The organism is Pseudoalteromonas sp. SIMBA_162 (genome assembly GCF_046535955.1).
Classification (GTDB): Bacteria; Pseudomonadota; Gammaproteobacteria; order Enterobacterales; family Alteromonadaceae; genus Pseudoalteromonas; species Pseudoalteromonas marina.
Genome location: NZ_JAWJBQ010000007.1, coordinates 118291 through 141548, shown reverse-complemented (window position 1 = coordinate 141548; position 23258 = coordinate 118291). Strand labels below are relative to the sequence as shown.

22 protein-coding genes are annotated in these 23258 nt (G+C 37.8%); 14 read left to right on the top strand and 8 right to left on the bottom strand.

Annotated features, from left to right (window positions below; genetic code table 11):
- Window positions 1-18: 18 nt before the first annotated feature.
- Window positions 19-1089, bottom strand: a complete 1071-nt coding sequence (locus tag R0J88_RS07495) for a DUF3083 family protein (RefSeq protein ID WP_410899574.1) — start codon at window positions 1087-1089, stop codon at window positions 19-21.
- Window positions 1090-1307: 218 nt separating this feature from the next.
- Here R0J88_RS07495 and glnS point away from each other — a divergent pair, with 218 nt between their 5' ends.
- The gene (glnS, locus tag R0J88_RS07490; RefSeq protein WP_410899573.1) at window positions 1308-2966 is read left to right on the top strand and encodes a glutamine--tRNA ligase; all 1659 of its coding nucleotides are present in this window, start codon (window positions 1308-1310) and stop codon (window positions 2964-2966) included.
- A gap of 102 nt (window positions 2967-3068) precedes the next feature.
- Here the strand turns inward: glnS and fur are convergent, their stop codons facing one another.
- The 5 genes from fur to R0J88_RS07465 all read right to left on the bottom strand — a co-directional run bounded on the left by fur (window position 3069) and on the right by R0J88_RS07465 (window position 5606).
- Window positions 3069-3512, bottom strand: a complete 444-nt coding sequence (fur, locus tag R0J88_RS07485; protein WP_006794887.1) for a ferric iron uptake transcriptional regulator — start codon at window positions 3510-3512, stop codon at window positions 3069-3071.
- A gap of 186 nt (window positions 3513-3698) precedes the next feature.
- Entirely contained in the window at window positions 3699-4226 is a 528-nt protein-coding gene (gene fldA / locus R0J88_RS07480; RefSeq protein WP_039037073.1) for a flavodoxin FldA, read from the bottom strand.
- Window positions 4227-4240: 14 nt separating this feature from the next.
- Window positions 4241-4519 carry a LexA regulated protein gene (gene ybfE, locus R0J88_RS07475; RefSeq protein WP_002962928.1) on the bottom strand — a complete coding sequence of 93 codons (279 nt, stop codon included), beginning with the start codon at window positions 4517-4519 and terminating at the stop codon, window positions 4241-4243.
- A 2-nt stretch (window positions 4520-4521) separates the two neighbouring features.
- A complete protein-coding gene (locus R0J88_RS07470) occupies window positions 4522-4743 on the bottom strand; it encodes a DUF2788 domain-containing protein (RefSeq protein ID WP_006793041.1) in 222 nt (73 codons plus the stop codon).
- A gap of 95 nt (window positions 4744-4838) precedes the next feature.
- Window positions 4839-5606 (bottom strand): alpha/beta fold hydrolase, encoded by a 768-nt coding sequence (locus R0J88_RS07465; protein WP_410899572.1) that lies wholly within the window; start codon window positions 5604-5606, stop codon window positions 4839-4841.
- Between the two features lie 244 nt (window positions 5607-5850).
- On the opposite strand from R0J88_RS07465, the gene seqA reads away from it, so the two are divergent.
- The 7 genes from seqA to R0J88_RS07430 all read left to right on the top strand — a co-directional run bounded on the left by seqA (window position 5851) and on the right by R0J88_RS07430 (window position 13753).
- Entirely contained in the window at window positions 5851-6441 is a 591-nt protein-coding gene (gene seqA, locus R0J88_RS07460; protein ID WP_410899571.1) for a replication initiation negative regulator SeqA, read from the top strand.
- A 9-nt stretch (window positions 6442-6450) separates the two neighbouring features.
- The gene (gene pgm, locus R0J88_RS07455; protein WP_410899570.1) at window positions 6451-8088 is read left to right on the top strand and encodes a phosphoglucomutase (alpha-D-glucose-1,6-bisphosphate-dependent); all 1638 of its coding nucleotides are present in this window, start codon (window positions 6451-6453) and stop codon (window positions 8086-8088) included.
- 78 nt (window positions 8089-8166) lie between these two features.
- The gene (gene astE / locus R0J88_RS07450; protein ID WP_410899569.1) at window positions 8167-9219 is read left to right on the top strand and encodes a succinylglutamate desuccinylase; all 1053 of its coding nucleotides are present in this window, start codon (window positions 8167-8169) and stop codon (window positions 9217-9219) included.
- 266 nt (window positions 9220-9485) lie between these two features.
- The gene (locus R0J88_RS07445; RefSeq protein WP_203983581.1) at window positions 9486-10700 is read left to right on the top strand and encodes a thiamine pyrophosphate-dependent dehydrogenase E1 component subunit alpha; all 1215 of its coding nucleotides are present in this window, start codon (window positions 9486-9488) and stop codon (window positions 10698-10700) included.
- Window positions 10700-11677, top strand: a complete 978-nt coding sequence (locus R0J88_RS07440) for an alpha-ketoacid dehydrogenase subunit beta (RefSeq protein ID WP_008127400.1) — start codon at window positions 10700-10702, stop codon at window positions 11675-11677. The genes R0J88_RS07445 and R0J88_RS07440 overlap by 1 nt, the downstream gene beginning before the upstream one ends.
- A gap of 8 nt (window positions 11678-11685) precedes the next feature.
- The gene (locus tag R0J88_RS07435; RefSeq protein WP_410899568.1) at window positions 11686-13248 is read left to right on the top strand and encodes a dihydrolipoyllysine-residue acetyltransferase; all 1563 of its coding nucleotides are present in this window, start codon (window positions 11686-11688) and stop codon (window positions 13246-13248) included.
- 139 nt (window positions 13249-13387) lie between these two features.
- The gene (locus R0J88_RS07430; protein WP_410899567.1) at window positions 13388-13753 is read left to right on the top strand and encodes a DUF805 domain-containing protein; all 366 of its coding nucleotides are present in this window, start codon (window positions 13388-13390) and stop codon (window positions 13751-13753) included.
- A 56-nt stretch (window positions 13754-13809) separates the two neighbouring features.
- Here the strand turns inward: R0J88_RS07430 and R0J88_RS07425 are convergent, their stop codons facing one another.
- Together R0J88_RS07425 and R0J88_RS07420 are read right to left on the bottom strand one after the other, a co-directional pair.
- Window positions 13810-14982, bottom strand: coding sequence for a putative manganese transporter (locus R0J88_RS07425; protein WP_410899566.1), 1173 nt, complete (start codon window positions 14980-14982; stop codon window positions 13810-13812).
- Between the two features lie 121 nt (window positions 14983-15103).
- Window positions 15104-16729: a M28 family peptidase gene (locus R0J88_RS07420; protein WP_410899565.1), complete on the bottom strand. Its 1626-nt coding sequence runs from the start codon at window positions 16727-16729 to the stop codon at window positions 15104-15106.
- A gap of 118 nt (window positions 16730-16847) precedes the next feature.
- On the opposite strand from R0J88_RS07420, the gene R0J88_RS07415 reads away from it, so the two are divergent.
- The 6 genes from R0J88_RS07415 to R0J88_RS07390 all read left to right on the top strand — a co-directional run bounded on the left by R0J88_RS07415 (window position 16848) and on the right by R0J88_RS07390 (window position 23219).
- Window positions 16848-17660: a DUF3025 domain-containing protein gene (locus R0J88_RS07415; RefSeq protein ID WP_410899564.1), complete on the top strand. Its 813-nt coding sequence runs from the start codon at window positions 16848-16850 to the stop codon at window positions 17658-17660.
- Window positions 17657-18445, top strand: coding sequence for an ABC transporter ATP-binding protein (locus R0J88_RS07410; protein WP_006793029.1), 789 nt, complete (start codon window positions 17657-17659; stop codon window positions 18443-18445). The genes R0J88_RS07415 and R0J88_RS07410 overlap by 4 nt, the downstream gene beginning before the upstream one ends.
- Window positions 18438-19646 (top strand): ABC transporter permease, encoded by a 1209-nt coding sequence (locus R0J88_RS07405; RefSeq protein WP_410899563.1) that lies wholly within the window; start codon window positions 18438-18440, stop codon window positions 19644-19646. Before R0J88_RS07410 ends, R0J88_RS07405 begins: the two co-directional genes overlap by 8 nt.
- A 142-nt stretch (window positions 19647-19788) precedes the next feature.
- On the top strand, window positions 19789-21798 hold the full coding sequence (locus tag R0J88_RS07400; protein ID WP_410899562.1) for an IPT/TIG domain-containing protein: 2010 nt from the start codon (window positions 19789-19791) through the stop codon (window positions 21796-21798).
- A gap of 175 nt (window positions 21799-21973) precedes the next feature.
- Window positions 21974-22285 carry a hypothetical protein gene (locus tag R0J88_RS07395; RefSeq protein WP_410899561.1) on the top strand — a complete coding sequence of 104 codons (312 nt, stop codon included), beginning with the start codon at window positions 21974-21976 and terminating at the stop codon, window positions 22283-22285.
- Window positions 22286-22595: 310 nt separating this feature from the next.
- Window positions 22596-23219, top strand: a complete 624-nt coding sequence (locus R0J88_RS07390; protein ID WP_410899560.1) for a hypothetical protein — start codon at window positions 22596-22598, stop codon at window positions 23217-23219.
- Window positions 23220-23258: the final 39 nt, after the last annotated feature.

Here is a 23258-nt window from a genome sequence, read left to right as displayed (position 1 = left end):
TTTGTTTTGAGCAGTTAATTAAAACGGGTAACTGATATGTTGAAAAAACCTGACGGTTAGATCTTGTCTTTCTTTACTTATATCTAGCTCATCACAAAGTTGAAAAATCGTTTTTTCAACCTGATTCATAAATTTGCCATAACCAATTTCTTGCTTGTTATGATTGGCAGCTGCAATAACAAAATGAATTGTTTCAACTAATCTTTGTTCATCGTAAAAGCACTTTAGCTGTGTTTTATCTGAGTCTATGTCAAAGCTCAGCTTTTGAAGCTCTTCGTTTCCTTCGTTAATATCCACTTTACTATTTCTAACAATAGGTTTGGCACCATTAGCTATTAATGCCCCATGTGTTAGCTTATTAAGCTCGCAGCACCGTTTGAAGCTATCTAAAAAGTAATTATAAAATTGATCATAATCGCCATTATTAATTAAAGTTTGAAATTGAGTTTTAATAGCCCTTGATACAGGAATAGAAAATGTCGTGTATGTCATCTCTGCATGTTCTTTAGGTATTTCACATTGGCGATTTTGATATCTTGGGTACAAACTTCTTAATTTGTAGCCGTAGGTTTCTTTGTTTCCTTTATTTTTAGCAAATAAGTCGTAAGTTAAATGTTGATGATCACGCACTTTAAATTGGGGTTGATCAATAAATAATTGTTCTTGCATTACCGTTAATACTTTTTGGACTTTTTTGTGAAATACAGCGGAGTTAGCTCGTATATCTTCGCCCGTAGCTAAAAAGAGTAAGCGTACCTTTTTACTTTGCGTGTCTGTTGAATAATAGAGTTTATGCGCTTCGTGATAACGTGGGTTATAAAATATGAGCATTTGCTTATTAGTTTCTAACTGATAAGACTCATCATGGAATCTCACAACAGGAAGTTTGTCGTTTGCTAAAATATGCACATTATGGAGCTCATATTCATCGCATGCTGCAAATAATTGACGTGCTATTCTTTCGTAACAACAGTTTATTGAGTTAAAGCTTGAGTAAAAACTATCGTTAGGGGTAATTTCTGCAAGTAAGTAATGATTAGCACGTGCATTACTAGGTATATAAACACGGTGCTGGTTAAGTGTAGCCATCTCTTAATCCTTATAAAGTACGGTATTGACGCACTATAAAGCGCTTCTATGAATTAAATATTGCGCTAAAACAAACTTTATTCGTTAAAAACAGATTAGATGAATTAAAGTTAATCAATAAGTAAGATAAAGCGTAATCTATTGCTGTATGTTAGTGACTGTTTTTGTAATAATGCATTAGTTTTGTAATTAAGTAATATTTAGAGGATCGTACTCCTATGGCGGAAATTGAGAATCGCCCAAGTAACTTTATTAGAACCCGAATTGATGAAGACTTAGCAAGTAAAAAGCATGCAGCAACGCACACACGATTTCCACCTGAGCCCAATGGTTTTTTACACATAGGCCATGCAAAATCAATTTGTTTAAACTTCGGTATTGCAAAAGATTATAACGGTTTATGTAACTTACGATTTGACGACACAAACCCAGAAAAAGAAGACATTAACTACGTTAATTCTATAAAAGAAGACGTTCAATGGTTAGGGTTTAACTGGGATGGTGATATAAAGTATTCTTCTAATTATTTTGATATTTTATACGACTATGCTGTTGAGCTTATAAACAAAGGGTTAGCTTATGTTTGTTTTTTAACAGCAGACCAAGCACGTGAATACCGCGGAACTTTAACGGAGCCAGGTAAAAATAGCCCATACAGAGATACATCTCCTGAAGAAAACTTAGCATTATTTGAAAAAATGCGTGCGGGTGGTTTCAAAGAAGGCGAATGTGTTCTTCGTGCAAAAATTGATATGGCAAGCTCGTTTATGGTGCTTCGCGATCCAATTATTTATCGTGTTCGTTTTGCTCATCACCATCAAACTGCCGATAAATGGTGTATTTACCCAATGTACGATTTCACGCATTGTATTTCTGATGCAATCGAGGGTATTACGCACTCACTATGTACATTAGAGTTCCAAGATAATCGCCGTTTATACGACTGGGTACTTGATAACATCAGCATTGAATGTCATCCACAGCAAATTGAGTTTTCTCGCTTAAACCTCGAATACACAATTATGTCTAAACGTAAGTTAAATGACCTTGTTGTAAATAACTACGTTGAAGGTTGGGATGATCCACGTATGCCTACGATTGCAGGTTTACGTCGCCGTGGTTATACACCGGCTTCAATTCGTGAATTTTGTTTACGAATAGGGGTTACAAAGCAAGAGAATATGGTTGAAATGGGTATGCTAGAAGCGTGTATTCGTGATGACTTAAATGAAAATGCTCCTCGCGCGATGGCTGTACTCGATCCGGTTAAAGTGATCATCGAAAACTACGATGCAGATACCATAGAAACGTTATCGGTGGCTAATCATCCTAATAAGGAAGAAATGGGTCGCCGCGATGTGCCATTTACGCGTGAAATATTCATTGAACGAGAAGACTTTAAAGAGCAAGCAAATAATAAGTTTAAACGTTTAGTGCTCGATAAAGAGGTTCGTTTACGTGGCGCTTATGTTATTAAAGCTAATCGTGTAGAAAAAGACGAAAACGGTGAAATAACCACTATTTATTGTACTTATGATAATGAAACACTAGGCAAAAACCCAAGTGATGGTCGTAAAGTTAAAGGCGTTATTCATTGGGTATCAGCTTCAGAGTCTATTTCAGCTGAAGTTCGTTTGTACGATCGTTTATTTAATGTGCCAAACCCAGCTGCAGCTGATGAGTTTGAAACAACATTAAACCCAGAATCATTAGTTGTTTTATCTAATGCTAAACTTGAGCCTTCGCTTGCTAATTCACAAGCAGAGCAGGGGTTCCAGTTTGAACGTACCGGTTACTTTTCAAGAGATTCTAAGTCAGAAAATGTTGTGTTTAACCAAACAGTAGGTCTTCGTGACTCATGGTCTAAAACACAATAAGCTTATTTTTACTGCGCCCGCTCACTTGTGGGTGTAGTAATACTTTAAATAATAGGCACAAAAAAACCTGCAAATAGCAGGTTTTTTTATAGCTAGGATATACTAACTATTTGCATCACTAAACGCTTTACATGCAGCTTTATCATCACACTCTCCGTAAAGATATAAAGAGTGGTTTGTTAAAGTAATACCGTTTTCTTGAGCTATTTCAAGCTGACGACGTTCAATCATCTCATCTTCAAACTCAACAACTTTTCCACACTTTAAACATACTAAGTGATCGTGGTGAGTACTGCCCGATAATTCAAATACCGACTTCCCGCCTTCAAAGTGATGACGGCTTACAATGCCTGCATCATCAAATTGGTTGAGTACGCGATATACAGTTGCAAGGCCAATTTCTTCACCTAAATCCAAAAGAATTTTGTAAACATCTTCAGCACTGATGTGTTGGTTATCTGGAGACTGTAAAATCTCTAAAATTTTAATACGCGGTAAAGTCACTTTTAAACCGGCTTTTTTAAGTTCCAAGTTATGATCAGTCATTAAATCTGTCTCAATTTTATTTGGTTATACTAGACATCTTGCAAAGATGCTCACGATACATAAGCAACAAATAGGATAACGTGCCTAGGCCTCAAGTGCAAAGAAGAAATGATTTATATTGCAGTAAATAAAGAAAACGCTAACTGTTTGATAACTATTTAAACAGTTAGCGGTATATCGGATGGATTAGTCAGCAAGCTCGCTTAAACACATTTCATCAAATACTTGAGCAGACCATGCTTTTACGCGTTGCTCTGTGAGTTCTGGTTGACGATCTTCATCAATACCTAAACCGACAAAGTGATTGTCGTCTGCCATACCTTTTGAGGCTTCGAAATCGTAGCCTTCAGTAGGCCAGTGACCTACAACAATAGCGCCACGTTCAGTAACAATATCGTTGATCATGCCCATAGCGTCTAAGAAGTATTCAGCATAATCTTCTTGATCACCACAACCGAAAATAGCAACAAGTTTGCCTTCAAAGTCCACTTCTTCAAGCTCTGGGAAAAAATCATCCCAATCGCATTGTGCTTCGCCGTAGTACCACGTTGGAATACCAAATAAGATTAAATCAAAATCTGCAATCTCTTCTTTAGAGCTTTTTGCAATATCATGCACAGCCACAAGCTTTTTACCCAATTCTTTTTGGATCATTTTTGCTACGTGTTCTGTGTTACCTGTGTCACTTCCGAAAAAAATGCCTACACTTGCCATGGATTTATAACCTTTTATGTATCAATAGCCAATCTTTCTTGTAAAATCGTTTCAATCAGCGCACTGCGGCTAATATTTTGTGCATCTGCCATATCACTTAACGCTTGATACAACTGCGATGAAACTTTAAATTCAACACGTTTTAAACCACGTGCTTTGTCTCTTTTTATTTGATTACGTTTATTAACCTTTAACTGCATATCCCGCGAAAGAGGATTGGTCTTAGGTCGGCCTGGACGCTTTTCGTATTCAAATAAATCGAGTGTTGTTCTATCTGTTTCTGACTTCGCCATGCCTAACCTACACCTGCGCCTTGCCAAAATACTTGAATAAGTCCTTTAGCAATAAAGCCTGAACAGCCTAAAAAGAGTACAGTCCATACTATATAGCGACCAAACTTAGGTACATTACCACTTTTAAGTACGTCTTTAATTGCCAAGCCGATGAATATCAAAATACCGGCTAAGCCAAAATACAACCCTAGGGTATCAAATTCGTTAATTAACTGACTGACCATCAACGTATAACCTTTAAATTAAACGGCGCGTACTATAGCACAAAAATATTCATATATTTAGTACGTGCAATCAAAAACAAGCGATTAAAATTACTTTAATTTTGAATTAAAAAGTCACTTATTGCTTTATTTACAGCCATAGGTTTTTGCGCATGTAACCAATGACCAGCACCGTGAATGATTTTTGCTTTCGTATTCTTGAAACGCGTGACAATTGCAGTGCGGTACTCGGGTAAAATATAATCTGAATCGTTACCTTTGATAAAAAGAGTATCGCACAAACAAGAATTGTTTTCATTAACGTTTGAGAGTATATTTGAATATTTCTTATCAAGAATAGGTAAGTTGAATCGCCACGTTAATTTTCCTGCTTCATTTTTAGCTAGGCTTTTTAATAAAAACTGACGAACGCCAAGTTCGTCAATATAAGGCTGCATTAAATCATCAGCATGCTTTCTGTCTTCTATATGCTCAGATGCAACTGCGTTAAGCGCCTGCAATATCTTAGTATGCCGCGGTGGGTAGGTAACGGGTGCTATATCAAGCACAATTAATTTTTCAATTAACTCGGGTTGAGTTAATGCAAGCTCCATAGCAACCTTGCCACCCATAGAATGACCAATTATATGTGCTTTTTTTATATTCAAGTGTCGAAGTAACTCAACAATGTCTTTTGCCATAGCAGGATAACTCATCTCATCACTGTGAGGGGAGAGGCCATGGTTTCGCAAATCTACATTGGTAACTGTAAAATGCTCACTTAACGGCTTAGCAATTACGTTCAGGTTTTCTAATGAACCAAATAGTCCATGTATTAAAATAACATCAGGACCTTGTCCCAGTTGCTTATAATTTAGCTGCATACGTTGCTCCTAAAAATTTCGCCTTAGTTTGCCGAGCAATACTTAAAAAAGCAAAAAATACTGTCTAATTAACCATTTTATTAAATGATATTCGAAAATTAGAGAAATTGATTGACTAAAAATTTACCTAACTAGTTATAGATTTTCGAAATGTCTGCGAGTGCTTGTTGTAACTCGCATTTATTATTGGATTGGGTATAATCAGGCGTGAGAAAAAAATGTGACCCGTAATGACAGGAAGACCATGAAACAAATCGACATAGACGACGAGTTATATCAATACATTGCCAGCAACACGCAAAGTATTGGTGAAAGTGCATCCACAATTTTGCGTCGTTTATTAAACATGAGCGGCGAAAAACAATTAACCGCTGACGTAGAAATAACACAAAATCAACAAACAACAACTACATCTGCGCCATCTACTGCGCCAGAATCAAAGCAAGCTGTAGCAGAGGCTGAAGTTCCAAAAACTGTCACACCAGTGAAGCAAAAAAATGCTAACGTTTTTAATGTATTAAATAAAGAAGAACTAGCAATGCAAAAAGGCGTGGTGGGTCGCTTCTTATTTATTTTAAGTGCTTTTTATCGCACTCATAAATCTGATTTTTCTGCTGTGTTGGATATTAAAGGCCGTGACCGTGTTTATTTCGCAACGAGCAAAGAAGATTTAGTAAATAGTGGAAGTAGCATGAACCCTAAAAATATCACCGACAGTGAATATTGGGTAATGACTAACTCTAATACAACACGTAAAAAAATGATGCTTCATGAAGTAGCTCTTTGCCTAGGTTACAGTGCAGAGCAAGCTGAAAAAATTCGCGATTACCTGTAAGGAAATATAATGGCTATTCACTCAGGCGCAGGCAAAACTGCTCCACAATCAGCACTTGTTAATGTTCCTAAATTAGTTTCGGCTTATTATTTAAATGAGCCAGACTTAGAGCAAAACCCAGATCATGGCGTTGCCTTTGGTACATCTGGACACCGCGGCTGCTCTTATGATGTAAAATTTAATGAATCCCATATTTTAGCAATTACACAAGCCATTTGTGATTACCGTAAACAAAACGATATTTTTGGGCCATTATTTTTAGGTAAAGATACTCATGCGCTTAGTGAAGCTGCCTTTAACTCTGCAATTGAAGTGCTTGTCGCTAACGAAGTACAAGTAATTACTCAGCAAGATGGCGACTTTACTCCAACTCCTGTTATTAGCCATGCAATTGTTTGTCACAATAAACGCAATCCTAATGAGCTTGCAGATGGCATTGTTGTTACGCCTTCACATAACCCTCCTGAAGATGGCGGCTTTAAATATAACCCACCTAACGGCGGGCCTGCTGATACAGACGTAACTAACTGGATTGAAGACAGGGCTAACAAGTTATTACTTGAAGATTTAGTAGAGGTTGAGCTTTTCCCATTCGCTAAAGCTTCTCGCTCAGGGTTTATCCGCTACGAAGATTTAATGACTCCATATATTAACGATTTAGAGAATATCGTTAACTTAAAAGCCATTAGTGATGCGGGCGTTAAAATAGGCATTGATCCATTAGGTGGTTCAGGTATAAATTTTTGGCCAGTCATTGCGCAAAAATATAATTTAGATCTAACCGTAGTAAACGACAGCGTTGATCCGCGTTTTGCATTTATGCCACTTGATAAAGATGGCAAGATACGTATGGATTGTTCATCGCCTTACTCGATGGCTAATTTAATTAAATTAAAAGACGATTTTGATATAGCGATTGGTAACGACCCTGATTACGACCGTCACGGCATTGTTACACCTGATGGCCTAATGAATCCGAATCATTTTTTAGCTGTTGCTATTGATTACCTATTAAACCACCGCGAGTGGAATAGCAGCGTAGAGATTGGTAAAACGCTTGTTTCGAGTTCGATGATTGATCGTGTTGTTGCGCGTAATGAGCGAAAGGTAAAAGAAGTACCGGTAGGCTTTAAATGGTTTGTTGAAGGCCTAAACAAAGGTAATCTTGCTTTTGGTGGTGAAGAAAGTGCAGGTGCTGCGTTTTTACGTTTTGATGGCAGCGTATGGTGTACTGACAAAGACGGCTTTATTATGGGTTTACTTGCAGCTGAAATACTAGCAGTAACGGGCAAAACACCATCAGCGCTTTATAAAGAGCTAGAACAAGAATTTGGATCGCCACTTTATAAGCGTCTAGATGCGCCAGCAAGTAGTGCACAAAAATCGCGTTTAAAAGCTTTAAGTGCTGACGACGTAAAAGCCGAAACGTTAGCTGGAGAGCCGATTTTACAAAAATTAACTCATGCTCCTGGTAACAATGCAGCGATTGGCGGCTTAAAAGTTGTTACAGAAAATGGCTGGTTTGCTGCTCGCCCATCAGGTACTGAAGATATTTATAAAATATACTTAGAATCATTTAAAGGCGAAGCACATTTAGCTCTTTTAGAAAAAGAAGCTAAACAATTAGTTGATTCAGTTATTAGCTAAACCTGCTTAAACTATTTAAAAACGGCTGAATTATTCAGCCGTTTTTTTGTATCTCTCACACTATAAAGGGCTTTTATTATGTCAGCCACACCCGATTATTTAAATTTATTGCAATCAACCGGTGATTTTCTAAACATTAGCCGAGATAATGAATGGCACTTAGCATCGAGCCAGTTTACGCTCAACAATGGAACCCAAGTTAATGTACACGATACTGGGGTTATTGAGTTTCAGCCAGCGGTTACTACCTCAAAAGATATTGTGTTATCAAGTGCCGTACATGGCAACGAAACAGCGCCTATAGAAATTTGTGATGAGCTAATAAAGCAAATTATTTCGCAAAGCCTTGAGCTTAATCAGCGAGTCCTTTTTATATACGGTAACCCTAAATCAATTAATATTGGTTTGCGCTTTGTAGAAGAAAATCTTAATCGTTTATTTAATGGACACCACACTATTGATGGTGTTGAAATGAATGACGAGCGCGTTCGAGCGGCAAAACTTGAACGCTACGTCACTGACTTTTTTGCCAGAGGCGAAAAGGGCAGTGAGCGCAGTCATTACGATTTGCACACGGCCATTCGTGGTTCAAAAAATGAAAAATTTGCCGTGTATCCATTTTTGCACGGTAAACCATGGAAAAAATCACAGCTACAGTTTTTACTAAGTTGTGGTGTAAATACTGTATTAATGATGAAGTCGCCAGCGACAACATTTAGTTATTACTCATCCTTTGTTCATGGTGCAGATTCGTTTACAGTTGAGCTTGGGCAAGTAAAACCATTTGGCCAAAACGATATGACACGTTTTGAAAAAACAAAACAAACGTTAACTGCATTAATTAGTCAAAAAGAAGTTGAATACCCACAATTTAATGCAAGCGACTTTGAGCTGTTCGCTGTTCACCGTACAATTAATCGTACTCAAGAGGATTTTAGTTTTCCATTTTCTGATGATGCAGAGAACTTTACTGGCTTTGCAAAAGGAGAACTGCTCGCAACCGATGGTAATACTCCTTATTATGCGGACGTTGAAGGAGAAGCAATCATATTCCCAAATGCAAAAGTAGCCTTAGGGCAACGTGCATTACTCACCGTTGTTCCAATGGCAATAGACAGTAACTTTGTATAATTCAACTCATTAGACCTCTTTGCACTGCAAGTTAACTAACTGATTACTAATAATTTAAGTAGCTGTATTGTTAACTTGCCACTTATTTAACCAATATTTACTTTTGTTTCGTCACAGATTTGTTGAATAACACTTTACGTTAACGTAAAGTGTTGGCAGCTTTAATTAAATATAGTGCAGATATTGCAAAGTTTATTCAGCAATGATCACCCATAATAATAATGTAAAAGGGGCACTATGTTACTGACAACAACAGAAGGTAGGTTATGAGTAATCCAAATAACGTATCGCTGAATATTAACCATGCTTTAGAATTTATTGACGGCAATGCGCTTAATATTCCAACCCTTAGTATTTTAACTGAGGATGGCGACATTCACCCAAGTGCGACAGCACCCGCTATTTCAAAACATACCGCAATTAAACTTTATGAGACTATGCGTTTTATACGTTTATTAGATGAACGTATGCAAGGTGCTCAGCGCCAAGGCCGAGTAAGCTTTTACATGCAATGTTTAGGTGAAGAAGCTGCCGTTACGGCATCCGCTGCTGCGCTTGACCAAGAAGACATGATAATGGCGCAATATCGTGAGCAAGCTGCACTGCATTACCGTGGTTTTACGCTAGACCAATTTATGAACCAAATGTTTTCAAATGAATTAGATTTAGGCAAAGGTCGTCAAATGCCAATTCATTATGGTTCGAACGAATTAAACTATATGACTATTTCTTCTCCTCTTGGCACACAAATACCACAAGCTACAGGGTATGCATATGGACAAAAAGTAAAGCATATAGATGCGAAAACAGGCGAGCTTGCAAGCATTATTGATAACGTTACTATTTGTTACTTTGGCGAAGGCGCTGCATCTGAAGGTGACTTTCATGCAGGATTAAACATGGCTGCAGTGCATAAAGCACCCGTGATATTTTTTGCACGTAACAACGGCTATGCGATTTCGACCCCGGCAGATGAGCAATTTAAAGGTGATGGTATTGCTTCACGTGGTGTGGGTTATGGCATTAAAACAATTAGGGTCGATGGCACAGACGCACTTGCTGTGTTTGCGGCAACGCAAAAAGCACGTGAAATTGCCTCAACACAAGGCGAACCTGTTTTAATTGAATCAATAGCTTACCGCTTAGGCGCTCACTCTACGTCTGATGACCCAAGTGGTTACCGTTCAAAAGACGAAGAGGCTAATTACAAAACATGCCCAATAGAAAAATTTAAAAAGTGGCTAGTAAAACAGCAATGGCTCAACGAAGAAGACGATTTAAAAGCAAAAGAGTCTATACGTGAAGATATATTAGCGGCATTAAAGCGTGCAGAAGTAGTGCAAAAGCCTGCTTTAGAAGAATTAGTATCAGATGTTTACGATACGCCAATCCCTTCACTTGTTCGTCAATACAATGAACTAAAAGAACATATACAAAAGCACCCAGATGCTTACCCAGTTACTGCAGGGAGAATTAAGTAATGGCTAAAATGAACATGCTACATGCAATTAATTCTGCTCTAGATATAACCATGAATGAACACCCGCAAGCGTGTATATTTGGCGAAGATGTTGGGTATTTTGGTGGTGTATTTAGAGCGACCTCAGGTTTACAAGAAAAATACGGAAAACACCGTGTATTTAATACGCCTTTAACTGAGCAAGGTATTTTAGGTTTTGCAAATGGTTTAGCGGCATTTGGTGCACCCGCGTTAGCTGAAATTCAATTTGCAGATTATATATTCCCGGCCTTTGACCAAATAGTAAATGAATCAGCAAAATTCAGATACCGTAGTGGTAATGAGTTTAATGTAGGTAACCTAACTGTACGTACACCATATGGTGGTGGTATTGCTGGTGGTTTATATCATTCGCAATCACCAGAAGCTTACTTTGCACATACGCCAGGTTTAAAAATAGTGGTGCCACGTAATCCATATCAAGCTAAAGGCTTACTGCGTGCAAGTATTAAAGATGACAATCCTGTTATATTTTTTGAGCCCAAACGTTTGTACCGCGCATCGACGGGTGAAGTACCTGAAGAAGATTACTCAATAGAGTTAGGTAAAGCTGAAGTCGTGCAAGAAGGCAGTGACATTACAGTACTTGCCTGGGGCGCTCAAATGGAAATTATTGAAGATGCTGCAAAACAAGCAAGCGAGCAAGGCATACATTGTGAGGTTATAGATTTACGTAGTATTTTGCCGTGGGATATAGACACAATTGCTAAATCAGTCACTAAAACTGGCCGTTTAGTGATAAGCCATGAAGCACCTATTACAAATGGATTTGGTGCAGAAATTGCTGCCTCAATTCAACAAGCGTGTTTCCTCCATTTAGAGTCACCTATTTTACGTGTGTGTGGTTTAGATACACCTTACCCACTGGCGCTTGAGAAAGAGTACGTGCCTGATGCGCTCAAAGTATTAGCTGCAATTAAACAATCAATGGATTTTTAGGGGTTCCCATGGCTAAAGATTTTATATTACCCGATATTGGTGAAGGCATTGTTGAGTGCGAAGTGGTTGAATGGCTAGTAAAAGAAGGTGATAGCGTTTGTGAAGATCAACCCATCTGTGATGTGATGACCGACAAAGCCCTAGTACAAATACCTGCTGTGCACGATGGAGTAATTACAAAGCTCTACCATCAAAAAGGCGAAATAGCTAAAGTGCATGCACCCTTGTTTGCAATGGATGTAGCAGGCGAAGCGGCTGACGTTGAAACGCAAGAGCATAACAGTGCACCCCAAAACAACAATACAGGTGAACAATTAGAAGATTTTATTTTACCAGATATTGGCGAAGGGATTGTTGAATGCGAAATAGTCGACTGGTTAGTAGCCGAAGGCGATGAAATTGAAGAAGATCAAGCTGTTTGTGATGTAATGACTGATAAAGCCCTTGTGCAAATACCGGCAAAGTACACCGGTACCGTACAAAAGCTGTATTATCAGAAAGGCGAAATAGCTAAAGTACATAGCCCACTGTTTCAAATGACTATTGCTGGAAGTGCACCTAAGCAAAACATAGATGTAAACCAAGCCGTAGTAAAAGCACAGACCAATGCAGCAGAGCAGGCAGCACCAGTAAAAGTTAACCAAACAGTAAAAGTGGTTAACACAAAAGCCGTTGCATCACCGGCTGTTAGACGAAAAGCACGCGAGCTTGATGTTGATTTAACACAAGTGCCAGGTAGTGGTAAAAATGGACGTATCTATAAGCAAGATATAGAAGAGTTTATTAAAGGTGAAGTACCTAACAGTATTGATACATCACCGCTTAATAGCAATGTAGCCAACACACAAAGTAAAACGCAGAGCTCTGGCGTGCGTGTAGAGCCAATTAAAGGCATAAAAGCGGCGATGGCAAAACAAATGGTTGCTTCTGTTTCAACCATTCCACATTTTACATTTTGTGATGAAATAGATTTAACAGACCTCATTGCCCTAAGAGCTTCAATGAAAGAGCAATACAAAGCACAAGGCGTTAAGCTCACTATGATGCCTTTCTTTGTTAAAGCACTGTCGCTTGCGATGAAAGAATTCCCGGTTCTTAATTCTAAAGTAAATGAAGATTGCTCTGAGCTTACTTATTTTGACGATCATAATATTGGTATAGCAGTCGATTCTAAAATTGGCTTATTGGTGCCTAATATTAAGTCGTGCCAAAGTAAAAATATTGTTGATGTGGCTAATGAACTTACCCGGCTTACTGAGTCAGCTCGCGAAGGGCGAGTACCACCTGAAGACTTAAAAGGCGGTACAATTAGCATTTCAAACATAGGTGCAATTGGCGGCACAATTGCCACACCAATTATTAATAAACCTGAAGTTGCTATTGTAGCGCTAGGTAAGTTGCAGCAGTTACCGCGCTTTGATAAAAACGGGCATGTTGTAAGTAAGGCCATTATGCAAGTTAGTTGGTCTGGTGACCACCGTGTTATTGATGGCGGAACAATTGCTCGCTTTAATAACTTATGGAAATCGTACTTAGAAAACCCATCGGCAATGATGATGGCAATGAGCTAAAAATTAAACTTATAAAAAACCAGCAATTTGCTGGTTTTTTGTTTTAAAGCAAACCGTTTTTAATTAAGATACAAATGTTACTAATAAGTAATTTAAAGACCCCGTTAGGGAATATAAAAAATAACACTAAGGAAATATTATGGAACATTATATGAACGCACTGCGTAGCTACGCAGATTTTTCAGGACGTAATCGCCGCAAAGCTTATTGGATGTTTGTGCTAATTAACTGTATTTTTTCGTTTTTAACAGGTCTTGTAGATGGTATTACAAACACGATGTTTGTAAGCACAATATATAGCTTAGCGCTATTAATACCTAGTTTAAGCGCCGGCGCACGCCGTTTACACGATACAGGCCGCTCAGGCTGGTGGCAGCTTCTGGGGTTAGTGCCAATTATTGGTTGGATTGTTTTAATTGTGTTCCTTGCACAAGATTCACACGAGGGCGAGAACGATTATGGCCCTAATCCAAAAGAGTTAGCAGCAGAGCCTGCTGCTGTATAAAGTAAAGTTTTAACCTAAAAAGCTCAGTGTTCGCTGAGCTTTTTTATGCCTAAAATTTAATACGAAATAAAATACAACCCATAGCCAACCCCCAGAGCAGGAAGTGCGGTATATAAAGTAGCTATTATTGCGGCTTTGGGGGCTAACGCAATTGCAGGGAATAACGCATCTCCGTCGTTTGAAATTGCATTGGCTGTTAAAGCGCTAAATGGAATAATCCCCTGTATATAAAGCGTGGTGACTATTATTTGCGGTCCACAACCGGGTAAAAAACCAATGATCACAGCAATCAGCGGTGCTAAATAAGCGTAGTGGGCAAACCATGTTTTTAAATCAAGTCCGGCTACATTCACGAGTATTTCAAATAACATAAACGACGCCACTACCCATGCAGTCACAAAGTGTGTGTCTTGGAGCACTTTAATTACTTTAGAGGGTGGATTGCATTCATCCTCTTCACTGGTAATTTGTTTATATGTTTCGCCTTTAGACGAGTAAGCCCATACCGTTACGATAAATAGAGCCATGCCCGCACCAAATAAATGTATTCCAGTGCTTGTGTGCCTTCCAAATTGGTTAAAGTCCACGTTAAATGCGATTAAAAACGCGATGATTAAACTTGGAAAAATCGCCAACATCCAAACAGGTTTACTGACTCTAATAATGCGGGTAGGCAATATTTTAACTTGGCGGGTTTGTTCTTTTAATGAAGGGCGTAAAAAGTCGTGTTTATGAACTGTATTTACAAAAGCACCACATATAGTTCCAACAACTAATCCTATAGCCATTATTACAGCGCCCTCAGTAGGGCGTGTAGCTAAAAGTAAAAATGCAGCATCGCCCATTGTTGCTGTTAGTACGGCAACAATAGCACCAAAGCTTGCTTGGCCTTTGGTAAATTGTGTAACCACTATTATAGCGCCCCCGCAGCCGGGTAAGGCACCTAGTAAAGCCGCAAAAAAGACCTCTAAAGCCGGTGACTTGGCACTTAGATAACTAAGCTCCAACTGAGGTAAACGCTCAATAGCGTAGTAATAAATCAGTAACGTAGCAGCAACAAATACACTGACTTGAAAAAAAGCGTCGCTTAGTGCGGTAATTGCAATATCACGAAGTGATGGCACAGCAAAGCATACCAACAAAAAAAGAGGGAGTAATAAGCGTTTATTTTGGCTAACAAAGCGTTTTGAAGCGGGCGTAATTAGTCCTATTTGTGTAATTGAGTTCATACAGTGTTACCAAATTAATAAACAGGGTAACACTGTATAATTTTAGTAAATGATAATCAATATCATTTAATTGTATTTAAATCGATTACTCACATTGAGTTTTTCGATATTAAAAACTAGGCTATTTGCGTTGAAATTCTGAATTTGAATTCCAAGTAGGCCATTGCTCTTGCTCAGAAATATCAAAACCTACTTTATAAAATAATTGTAAGTCTTGAACTGCGCCCGATAAATCCCACTCATCGCGGTAACGGTCACAAGGCTGGTGGTAACAACCGCGTAATACTAAGCTCATTCGCTTGCGATAATTGGCTGTTTCTTCATCCGCTGCTTGAGTACCACCACCAGCGTACATTGCAGGTATGCCCATATTGGCAAACGCAAAATGATCAGAACGGTAATAACCACCCGACGATGGTTTAGGATCGCCTGATAAAGTTCTACCTTGATCTTTTGCTGCATTAGCTAAAAACTCATCCATTTGAGATTTACCAATGCCTACCACACTCATATCTTTTACTTTGCCTAATAAATTTAAGCTATCCATATTGATATTAGCAACCGTCTTGTTAGCTGCAATAACAGGGTTTGCGGCGTAATACTTAGAGCCAAGTAACCCTTGCTCTTCAGCGGTTACTGCTAAAAATGTCATTGAGCGGCTAGGGTGCTTTGGCAATTTAGTAAATGCTTCTGCAACTTCTATTAAGCCTGCAGTACCCGTTGCGTTATCGTGAGCACCGTTATAAATTTGGTCACCTTTGCGGCTTGTATCTGTGCCTAAGTGATCCCAATGCGCTGAATACACTACATGTTCGTCTGGCGATTCGCTGCCCGGTAAGGTCGCAATAAAGTTGTAAGACACTGACGTTTTAATTGTATTAGTCACATTAACAGAGGCGGTCAAATCACCCATATCAACATGATAAGCACCTTTTGCGGCATTTTCTTTAACGGTATCGAAATCTAAACCAGCTTTACTGAAAAGCTCTTTAGCCACATCACTAGTAACCCAGCCTTCTACAGCAACACGGTCCATATTGTTGTTTTCTTTTTGAAAACCAAATTGCTCACCACTCCACGAATTTTCAACAACCGACCAAGGATACGAAGCGGGCGCTGTTTCGTGAATAATAATAGCGCCTGCAGCACCTTGGCGACTTGCCTCTTCATATTTGTAGGTCCAACGACCGTAATAAGTCATTGCGTCGCCAGTAAATAAAGCAGGATCTTTAGTTGCAAAACCAGGATCGTTCACAAACATGACCACGGTTTTACCTTTCACGTCAATTCCTTCGTAGTCGTTCCAGTTATACTCTGGTGCATTAACGCCATAGCCTACAAATACAAGCTCAGAATTTTCAATGCCTTCTTTTTCACTAATGCGGCTACTGCCCATAACCATGTCTTTTTTGTATTGGTAATCTTTGCCACCAATTGATAAAACCATGTTTGAATCAGCTTCTAGTGATACAAGGGGGACTTCTTGTAAAAAGCTATCGCCATTGCCAGGCTCAAAACCCAATGCTTGAAATTGAGTTGTTAAATAATCTAATGTTAGTTTTTCGCCAGGTGACGAAGGCGCTCGGCCACCAAATTCGTCAGATGCCAATACTTTTATGTGTTTTGCTAACTCATCGGCTTTAATACTGTTATAGCCATTAGTTACATCTGAAGGAGTAATGCTTGTTGCTGCACAGCCAGCTAAAACAGCGCTGGCAAGAAGTGTGAGAGATAAATTGCGTTTCATATTAACTCGATTATTGTTTTAAGATTAAATAAGTATATTAACTTCTATTAAGTAGGGCTAGCTTTTGCGGTAAACTGTTACAAAATTAAAGGCCTATACAAGTTAGAAATTTATAATAATGAAGCGTTTTACTCCTCCTGAACAATGGCAACCCAATTGCCTAAAAACGGGTGCATTTAATCATCTAAACAGCTTGTTTAAACTTAATGAGCAAACTCAATGGCCTTCACCAAAATGGTTTACTCCTTATTTAAATGCAACGAACGAGAATAATTTACCGATACAGTTTGTTGACGATGCACAAATAGACTTTGCTGAGCGCTATTACGAACAAGTAATTTTTGAAACGGGTGAAGTACCCACACGGACAGAAAATTGGCACGATCTATTCGGTGGTTTTATTTGGTGCTTATTTCCTAAAACAAAATCACTTATAAATCATCGGCATGTTCAGGACATTGCCGAATATGGTTTAACTAAGCGCACCAAACACAGAAACGCACTCACACTATTTGATGAATGTGGTGTTGTACTTGCCATTAGTGACAGTAAATGGCAAACCTGGCTGCGTGATCATCAATGGCACAAAGCATTTGCAGAGCACCGCCATGAGTGGGGAGAGTCAATTCAGGCTTTTATGTTTGGTCATGCCAATTACGAAATGTTGACTCGCCCCTATATAGGGCTAACAGGAAAAGCATTATTCATAAATGTGCCCGACGAAATATTTTGTAAAGATTTAGCAATGCAATACCAGTACCTTGATCAAGTACTTTATGAGAAGATTAAAATAGAACATTGCTTAGCCGATAACTCACACCTTTCGCCTTTACCATTATTAGGTGTGCCTGGCTGGCATGAAGATAATAAAAACGACACATTTTACAATAATACGGATTACTTTAGACCCAAACGAAGGACATGCGCATGATAGAAGTTGCCGGGCTTAAAAAACGTTTTAAGCTGACGAAAGACCATAAAAAAAATAAAGTAGACGATATCGACCCGCGTGAAGATAAAGACTACTTTCATTCAGTACGAGATGTCAGTTTTCGCTGCGCTGAAGGCGAAGTATTAGGGTTGTTAGGCCCAAATGGCGCAGGTAAAACAACCACCTTAAGAATGATCTCAACAGCCTTAAAGCCTGATGAAGGCTCTATTACAATTGATGGCAACGATATTGTTAAAAAACCTCTTTTAGGGCGAAAGTCTATTGGGTTTTTATCAGGCTCTACTGGCTTGTATGGTCGTCTGACCGTTAAAGAAAACATAGAGTACTTTGCAAAACTTCACGGGATGAAAAAAAGCGATATAGCATCACGTTGTGATGAGCTTTTTACATTACTCGATATGCATAAATTTATAGATAAACGCGCTGAAAATTTATCAACTGGTATGAAGCAAAAAGCAAATATAGCCCGTGCAGTTGTACATCGCCCAAAAGTAGTTGTGCTCGATGAGCCTACAACAGGCCTTGATATCATGACCACACAAACAGTGATCGAATTTATCAAAGGTTTAAAAGCACAAGGCACACCGGTTATTTTTTCTACCCATCATTTAGATGAAGTCGCATTGTTATGTGACCGTGTAGCGGTAATTAACGAAGGCATAAGCTGCTTTGATGGCACAGTTGAAGAGTTTAAACAAGCCGGAAACAGTGAAGAGTTAAACCAAGCGTTTATGAACATATTAACGGAGAAGCATAATGTTTGAAGTATATAAAAAGGAATTAAAAGAGCTCCTTCGCGACAAAAAAACGCTTATGTTTGTTGTGGCGCTGCCAGTACTTATTTTCCCAATAATTTTTGCCGTTATGGCTTTTATTAGTTCGCAAGCGGCACTTGAAGCTGACCAAAAAGTTAATACTTACGTAATTATTAATGGTGAATACGCACCAGAATTTACCAACAAAGTGTTTTACCACAAAAGCTTTGAACTTTATAAGGGCAGTAAAACCTTTAATACAATAGAAGAGCTCAAAGCAGGTGTTACTGCCGGCGATATAGATATGGGTATTTATTTGCCAAGTAACGCAGAAGATACACTCGACAGTGGTGAACAAAGCAAATGGGAAGTGGTATTTAACGACGCAAAATCAATAAATTTTTTATTTGATCGGGTCAAAGAACTAGCTCAAGAATACAGCGACGTATTGCAAGCCAAAAAATTAAAAATCTTTGGGATAGAAGAGTCTACGCACAAAGCTATCCTTACCCCTATTGAAGTTGTTAAAGTAGATACGGCCGATAAACGTGAAAACTTAGGTGAAAAAATAGGTGGCTTTTTACCATATTTACTTATTCCATTGGTGTTAATGGGCGCTACATATCCTGCAATTGACTTAGGGGCCGGTGAAAAAGAGCGCGGCACACTAGAAACACTCTTACTTACACCCATAACACGCACAGAGCTGGTATTAGGTAAATTTATAACATTACTGACCACCTCTATTGCATCAACCACTATTACGGTTGTGAGTATGGGGTGTTGGGTTGCTGTTGCACTGGCGTTCGCAGACTTAGATTTTATTAAAACGGCATTTAGTACTTTGGCGGTTACCGATTTGCTGATGATTTTTGTATTATTACTGCCATTGGCTGCCATATTTTCTTCTTTAGCGTTAGCTATATCTATTTATGCGCGTACGTTTAAAGAAGCACAAAACTACATGGCTCCTTTAAGTATGGGGGTGTTTTTCCCTATTATTATTTCAATAATGCCAAATATGGAATTGACTGCTAAAACCGCGTTTATTCCGGTAACCAACGTTGCATTAGCCATTAAAGACATAATTAAAGGCACTGTAGATTACACGTTTGTAGGGCTCATATTTTTAGCAACAGCTCTTATTGCAGGTGCGTTACTAGCATTTTGCGTTAAATGGTTTAACCGAGAAGATGTACTATTTAGATAGTGTGCTACTCATCTATAAAAAAGCATCACTTAAGTGATGCTTTTTTGTTTCTCATATTATTTTGCCATTGTAGTTTGTATTAAGTCTTTAAATAGTTTAAGTTTGTTGGCTGAATTATGGAATACAAAACAAGGATGGATTCTTGAAAATACCCCTCATTTATTTTTCACTATTGAGCGTAAGCAGCGCTTTTAGTTTGCTAAATTATGCAATTCCCGCTCAAGCAAAAACAATTCAATCGCCACCACCTGTAGGCACGTGGCAAAATAAAGACGAAGACGCTGACGGTGTGCCTGATCAGCAGGACGATTATCCGTTTGATGCAAACTTAGTTAAAGCGAAGTATTATCAAGAAACGGAGTTAAACGACAATTTAGCCAAAGCAGAGAACCTGACTTCAGAGATCCCATACTTTGTTTCAGGTGTAGTGCAGCATACAGCTGATTTAGATTTATTTAAATTTACAACAAATAAAGCAGAACGTGTGTCTGTTGTACTTAATACTACAAACACAATTTTCAGACCAAACATATTTATCCTCAATTCAGATGGTTCGTCGGTAGAAAAAATAAAATCAAACTTTACTGCTATTGGAAATATTGGAGCCGCTGCTAATTTTACGCTTCCTGCTGCAGATACTTATTACTTAGCTATTACTGATGTTGATGCGCGAGGGAATACTGATTTTACATATAAAGCAAAACTCTTTTTTGATGTAGATATAGATTACATAGATGATGGTGTAGAGTCTGCTTTTGGCCTAATTGTTGACGATATAGACTCAGATAGAGATAGAATATTTGACGGTACAGAATTTTATGTTTATTTAGATGGTAATACATATTCACACGATGTTGACTTGGATGGTCTTCCTAATTGGTTGGATGACGATAGTGATGCAGACGGAATACCAGATAAAATAGAAGGCATTTCAGATCAAGATCAAGATGGTTTGGGTAACTTTGTAGATCTTGACTCAGATGGCAATGGCAATGTCGATAAAAATGAAGTTAATGATACTCTTACTTCTTTTCCCGCAGATACTGACGGTGACAGAGTACCAAATTACGCCGATGTTGATGACGATAACGACGGGTTACTTGATGAAAATGACGCTGAACCATTAAAAATAGTCGACTCAACTTTCCCTGGCGAAGCTGATTATAAAGATATAAGTACTGTAGATTATATTTTTAAGGGCGATTCGTATAATGGGCTTTTTGTAGAGAATGGGACGCACAAAGTAAAGGGTAGAGGACTTGAAACCGAGGGCATACTCGTATTTAAACGAACTAATAATTTATCACCTATCAATAAAAAAGTATCATCATTGCTAGATGTTCCCTTTGTGCTGCCTGAGCATACCCAAGCTATGTATTTTTTTGCTAAGGGAAAACGTTCCAACTCAATTAATGTGATTAAATCAAACCGTAACCTTCCATTAATATTAAAACCAGAACTTGATTACTATTCGGTGGGTGACACCGTAAGCCTATCGGGTCAACATTTTTCTAATGATACGCTTGTTTTTATTGATAATATAAAAACTAAGCCTTCAATTATAAATAACGAAAAATTGACCTTTGTTGTTCCTGACGGCGTCAGATCTCAAGCTAAATTAACAGCCAAAACAACTTATGGTACAAGTAATACAGTCACAGTTAAAATTGGTGATGAAGTACTTTTAGATTACAGCCAATTGAACATACCCAATAAGGTATTAGCACCATTATTAGTTACTTCTTTAAAAACACCGACCAACCAAGAAGAGTATGTTGGCGATGATTTAAACGTTAACTATATTTTTGGTGGTGTTAGTGATGTTGTTATGGCTCTTTATATTGATGAAAATGGTCACCCTCATGAATTTATTAATACAGTTGTTTTTCAAGCAGAAAAAAGTATTGTGATTACGCCAATTCATATAGCTGCTTCTACAGTTTGGTATGGTGGTGCTTTAGGTAATAACATAGAACAGGGAAGGTGGAAGGAGGCCTTTAAAACAATCAGTTCAAACGAAGACGTTAAAATATTTGCCAACTTTATTGAAGCAAATTTAAGTAACCCTCGTTATATTGATGATAATTCAGCCAAGTACCGCTCACTTTTAAATAAAGCAATAGCGAGTTCAAAAGACTCAATATCAAACTGATAAGCAGCATCAATAAGTTATTTATTTTCAAACAGTAAAAACCAAAACTTAGTTAAGGATAATTATGAAACTCTATAAATTTTTACCATTTTTTTTATTTTTTTCTTACTCTGCTAGTGCGGTACCCGATAAAGAATTTTTTGTTTAAAAGTGTTATGACAATGCTATAAAAATTGTGAACAAGGATTTTGACTCATACATAAAAGACTTTCATCCAAATGCTGAGGCAAAAGGAAATGCTAAAAAGTACTTAAATAAAATGTTTTTAAAAAAAGCAGCAAAGTATAATGAGTCTATTAAAACAGCAGGTTATGAACCTGAAGAATTCATAATTATAAATGAAAAAGAAAATAACTTTTTGTTTAATATAGAAAAAAAAGTACAGGTTAAAATTGGCTTTTTAAATATAGAAACTGGCAGTTCACATTTTCTCTGTGACTATGGCTTAGATAAAGAAACTAATCAGTGGTATAAAACTAGTCTTTAATCAGTTTCTTATATTAAGCACATAGCTTAATGTACAAGAACAATTTAATTGTGCAATTTTTGTTCTTCTAGAAAAATAACACTAAAAAATACAACATGCTGGAGCTTAATAAAGTACTTAATTTAAACACTTAAATTTATTGTTGGAAATAAAGCCACGCTTAATTTTCATGGTGAATTAGTGGCGGATCATGGAGTAAGTTATGAAGCAAGAACTGTTGGCCCTGTAGAGTTTGAATACTCATTGTAAATTGATTAACTAAATAGTTTTTATTGCAGCGCAATACGCTAGAAGAAGGAACCTTTAAAACGTGAAAGACTCACTCTCGCACTCTATTTATAACAATGTAAAAAACATGCCTGTTTTTGCGCATAATGATAATTATAAATTAAAAAACACGGGGCGATGGCCACAAAAAACGACTAAACAGTGGCTGATGTTTTTTGTAATAAATACACTTGTTGCTATTGGCTTTGGCCTATTTGGCATAGACTTTGTGCCAAACAAGTATCCCACTTATTCATCCCCACAAGTTATTCAAGCAATCGTTTTAAATTTATTACTCATAAACACAATCCGCTTTGTTATATGGGTTAATAACAGTATTAAATGTGCCAAAGATTTAACCGTAGATAAACACACAGGCTGTGTAGAACCCATTGAATCAACTAAGCCGGTTAAAGTAACGGTAAAAGCATTTCCGACTAAAAGTACTGAGTTTAAAATTATTACCGGTGCGGTAGTTGAATACCAGAACAATCAAAAACAATACTTTAACCGCTTATCGATATTACAGCTTCCTGAATTTGTAGATTGGTTAAATGAACAGCATGGTGTAAATATTGATTTCAAAACTTCATTAATTACAAAATTCCCACTGTATTTTTTATTGTTAATCATTTTTTGCTTGATGATTTTGTTATTTTTTATCTAACCCTATCACAAGGGATTTCTGATTTTATAAAAGAGGCTT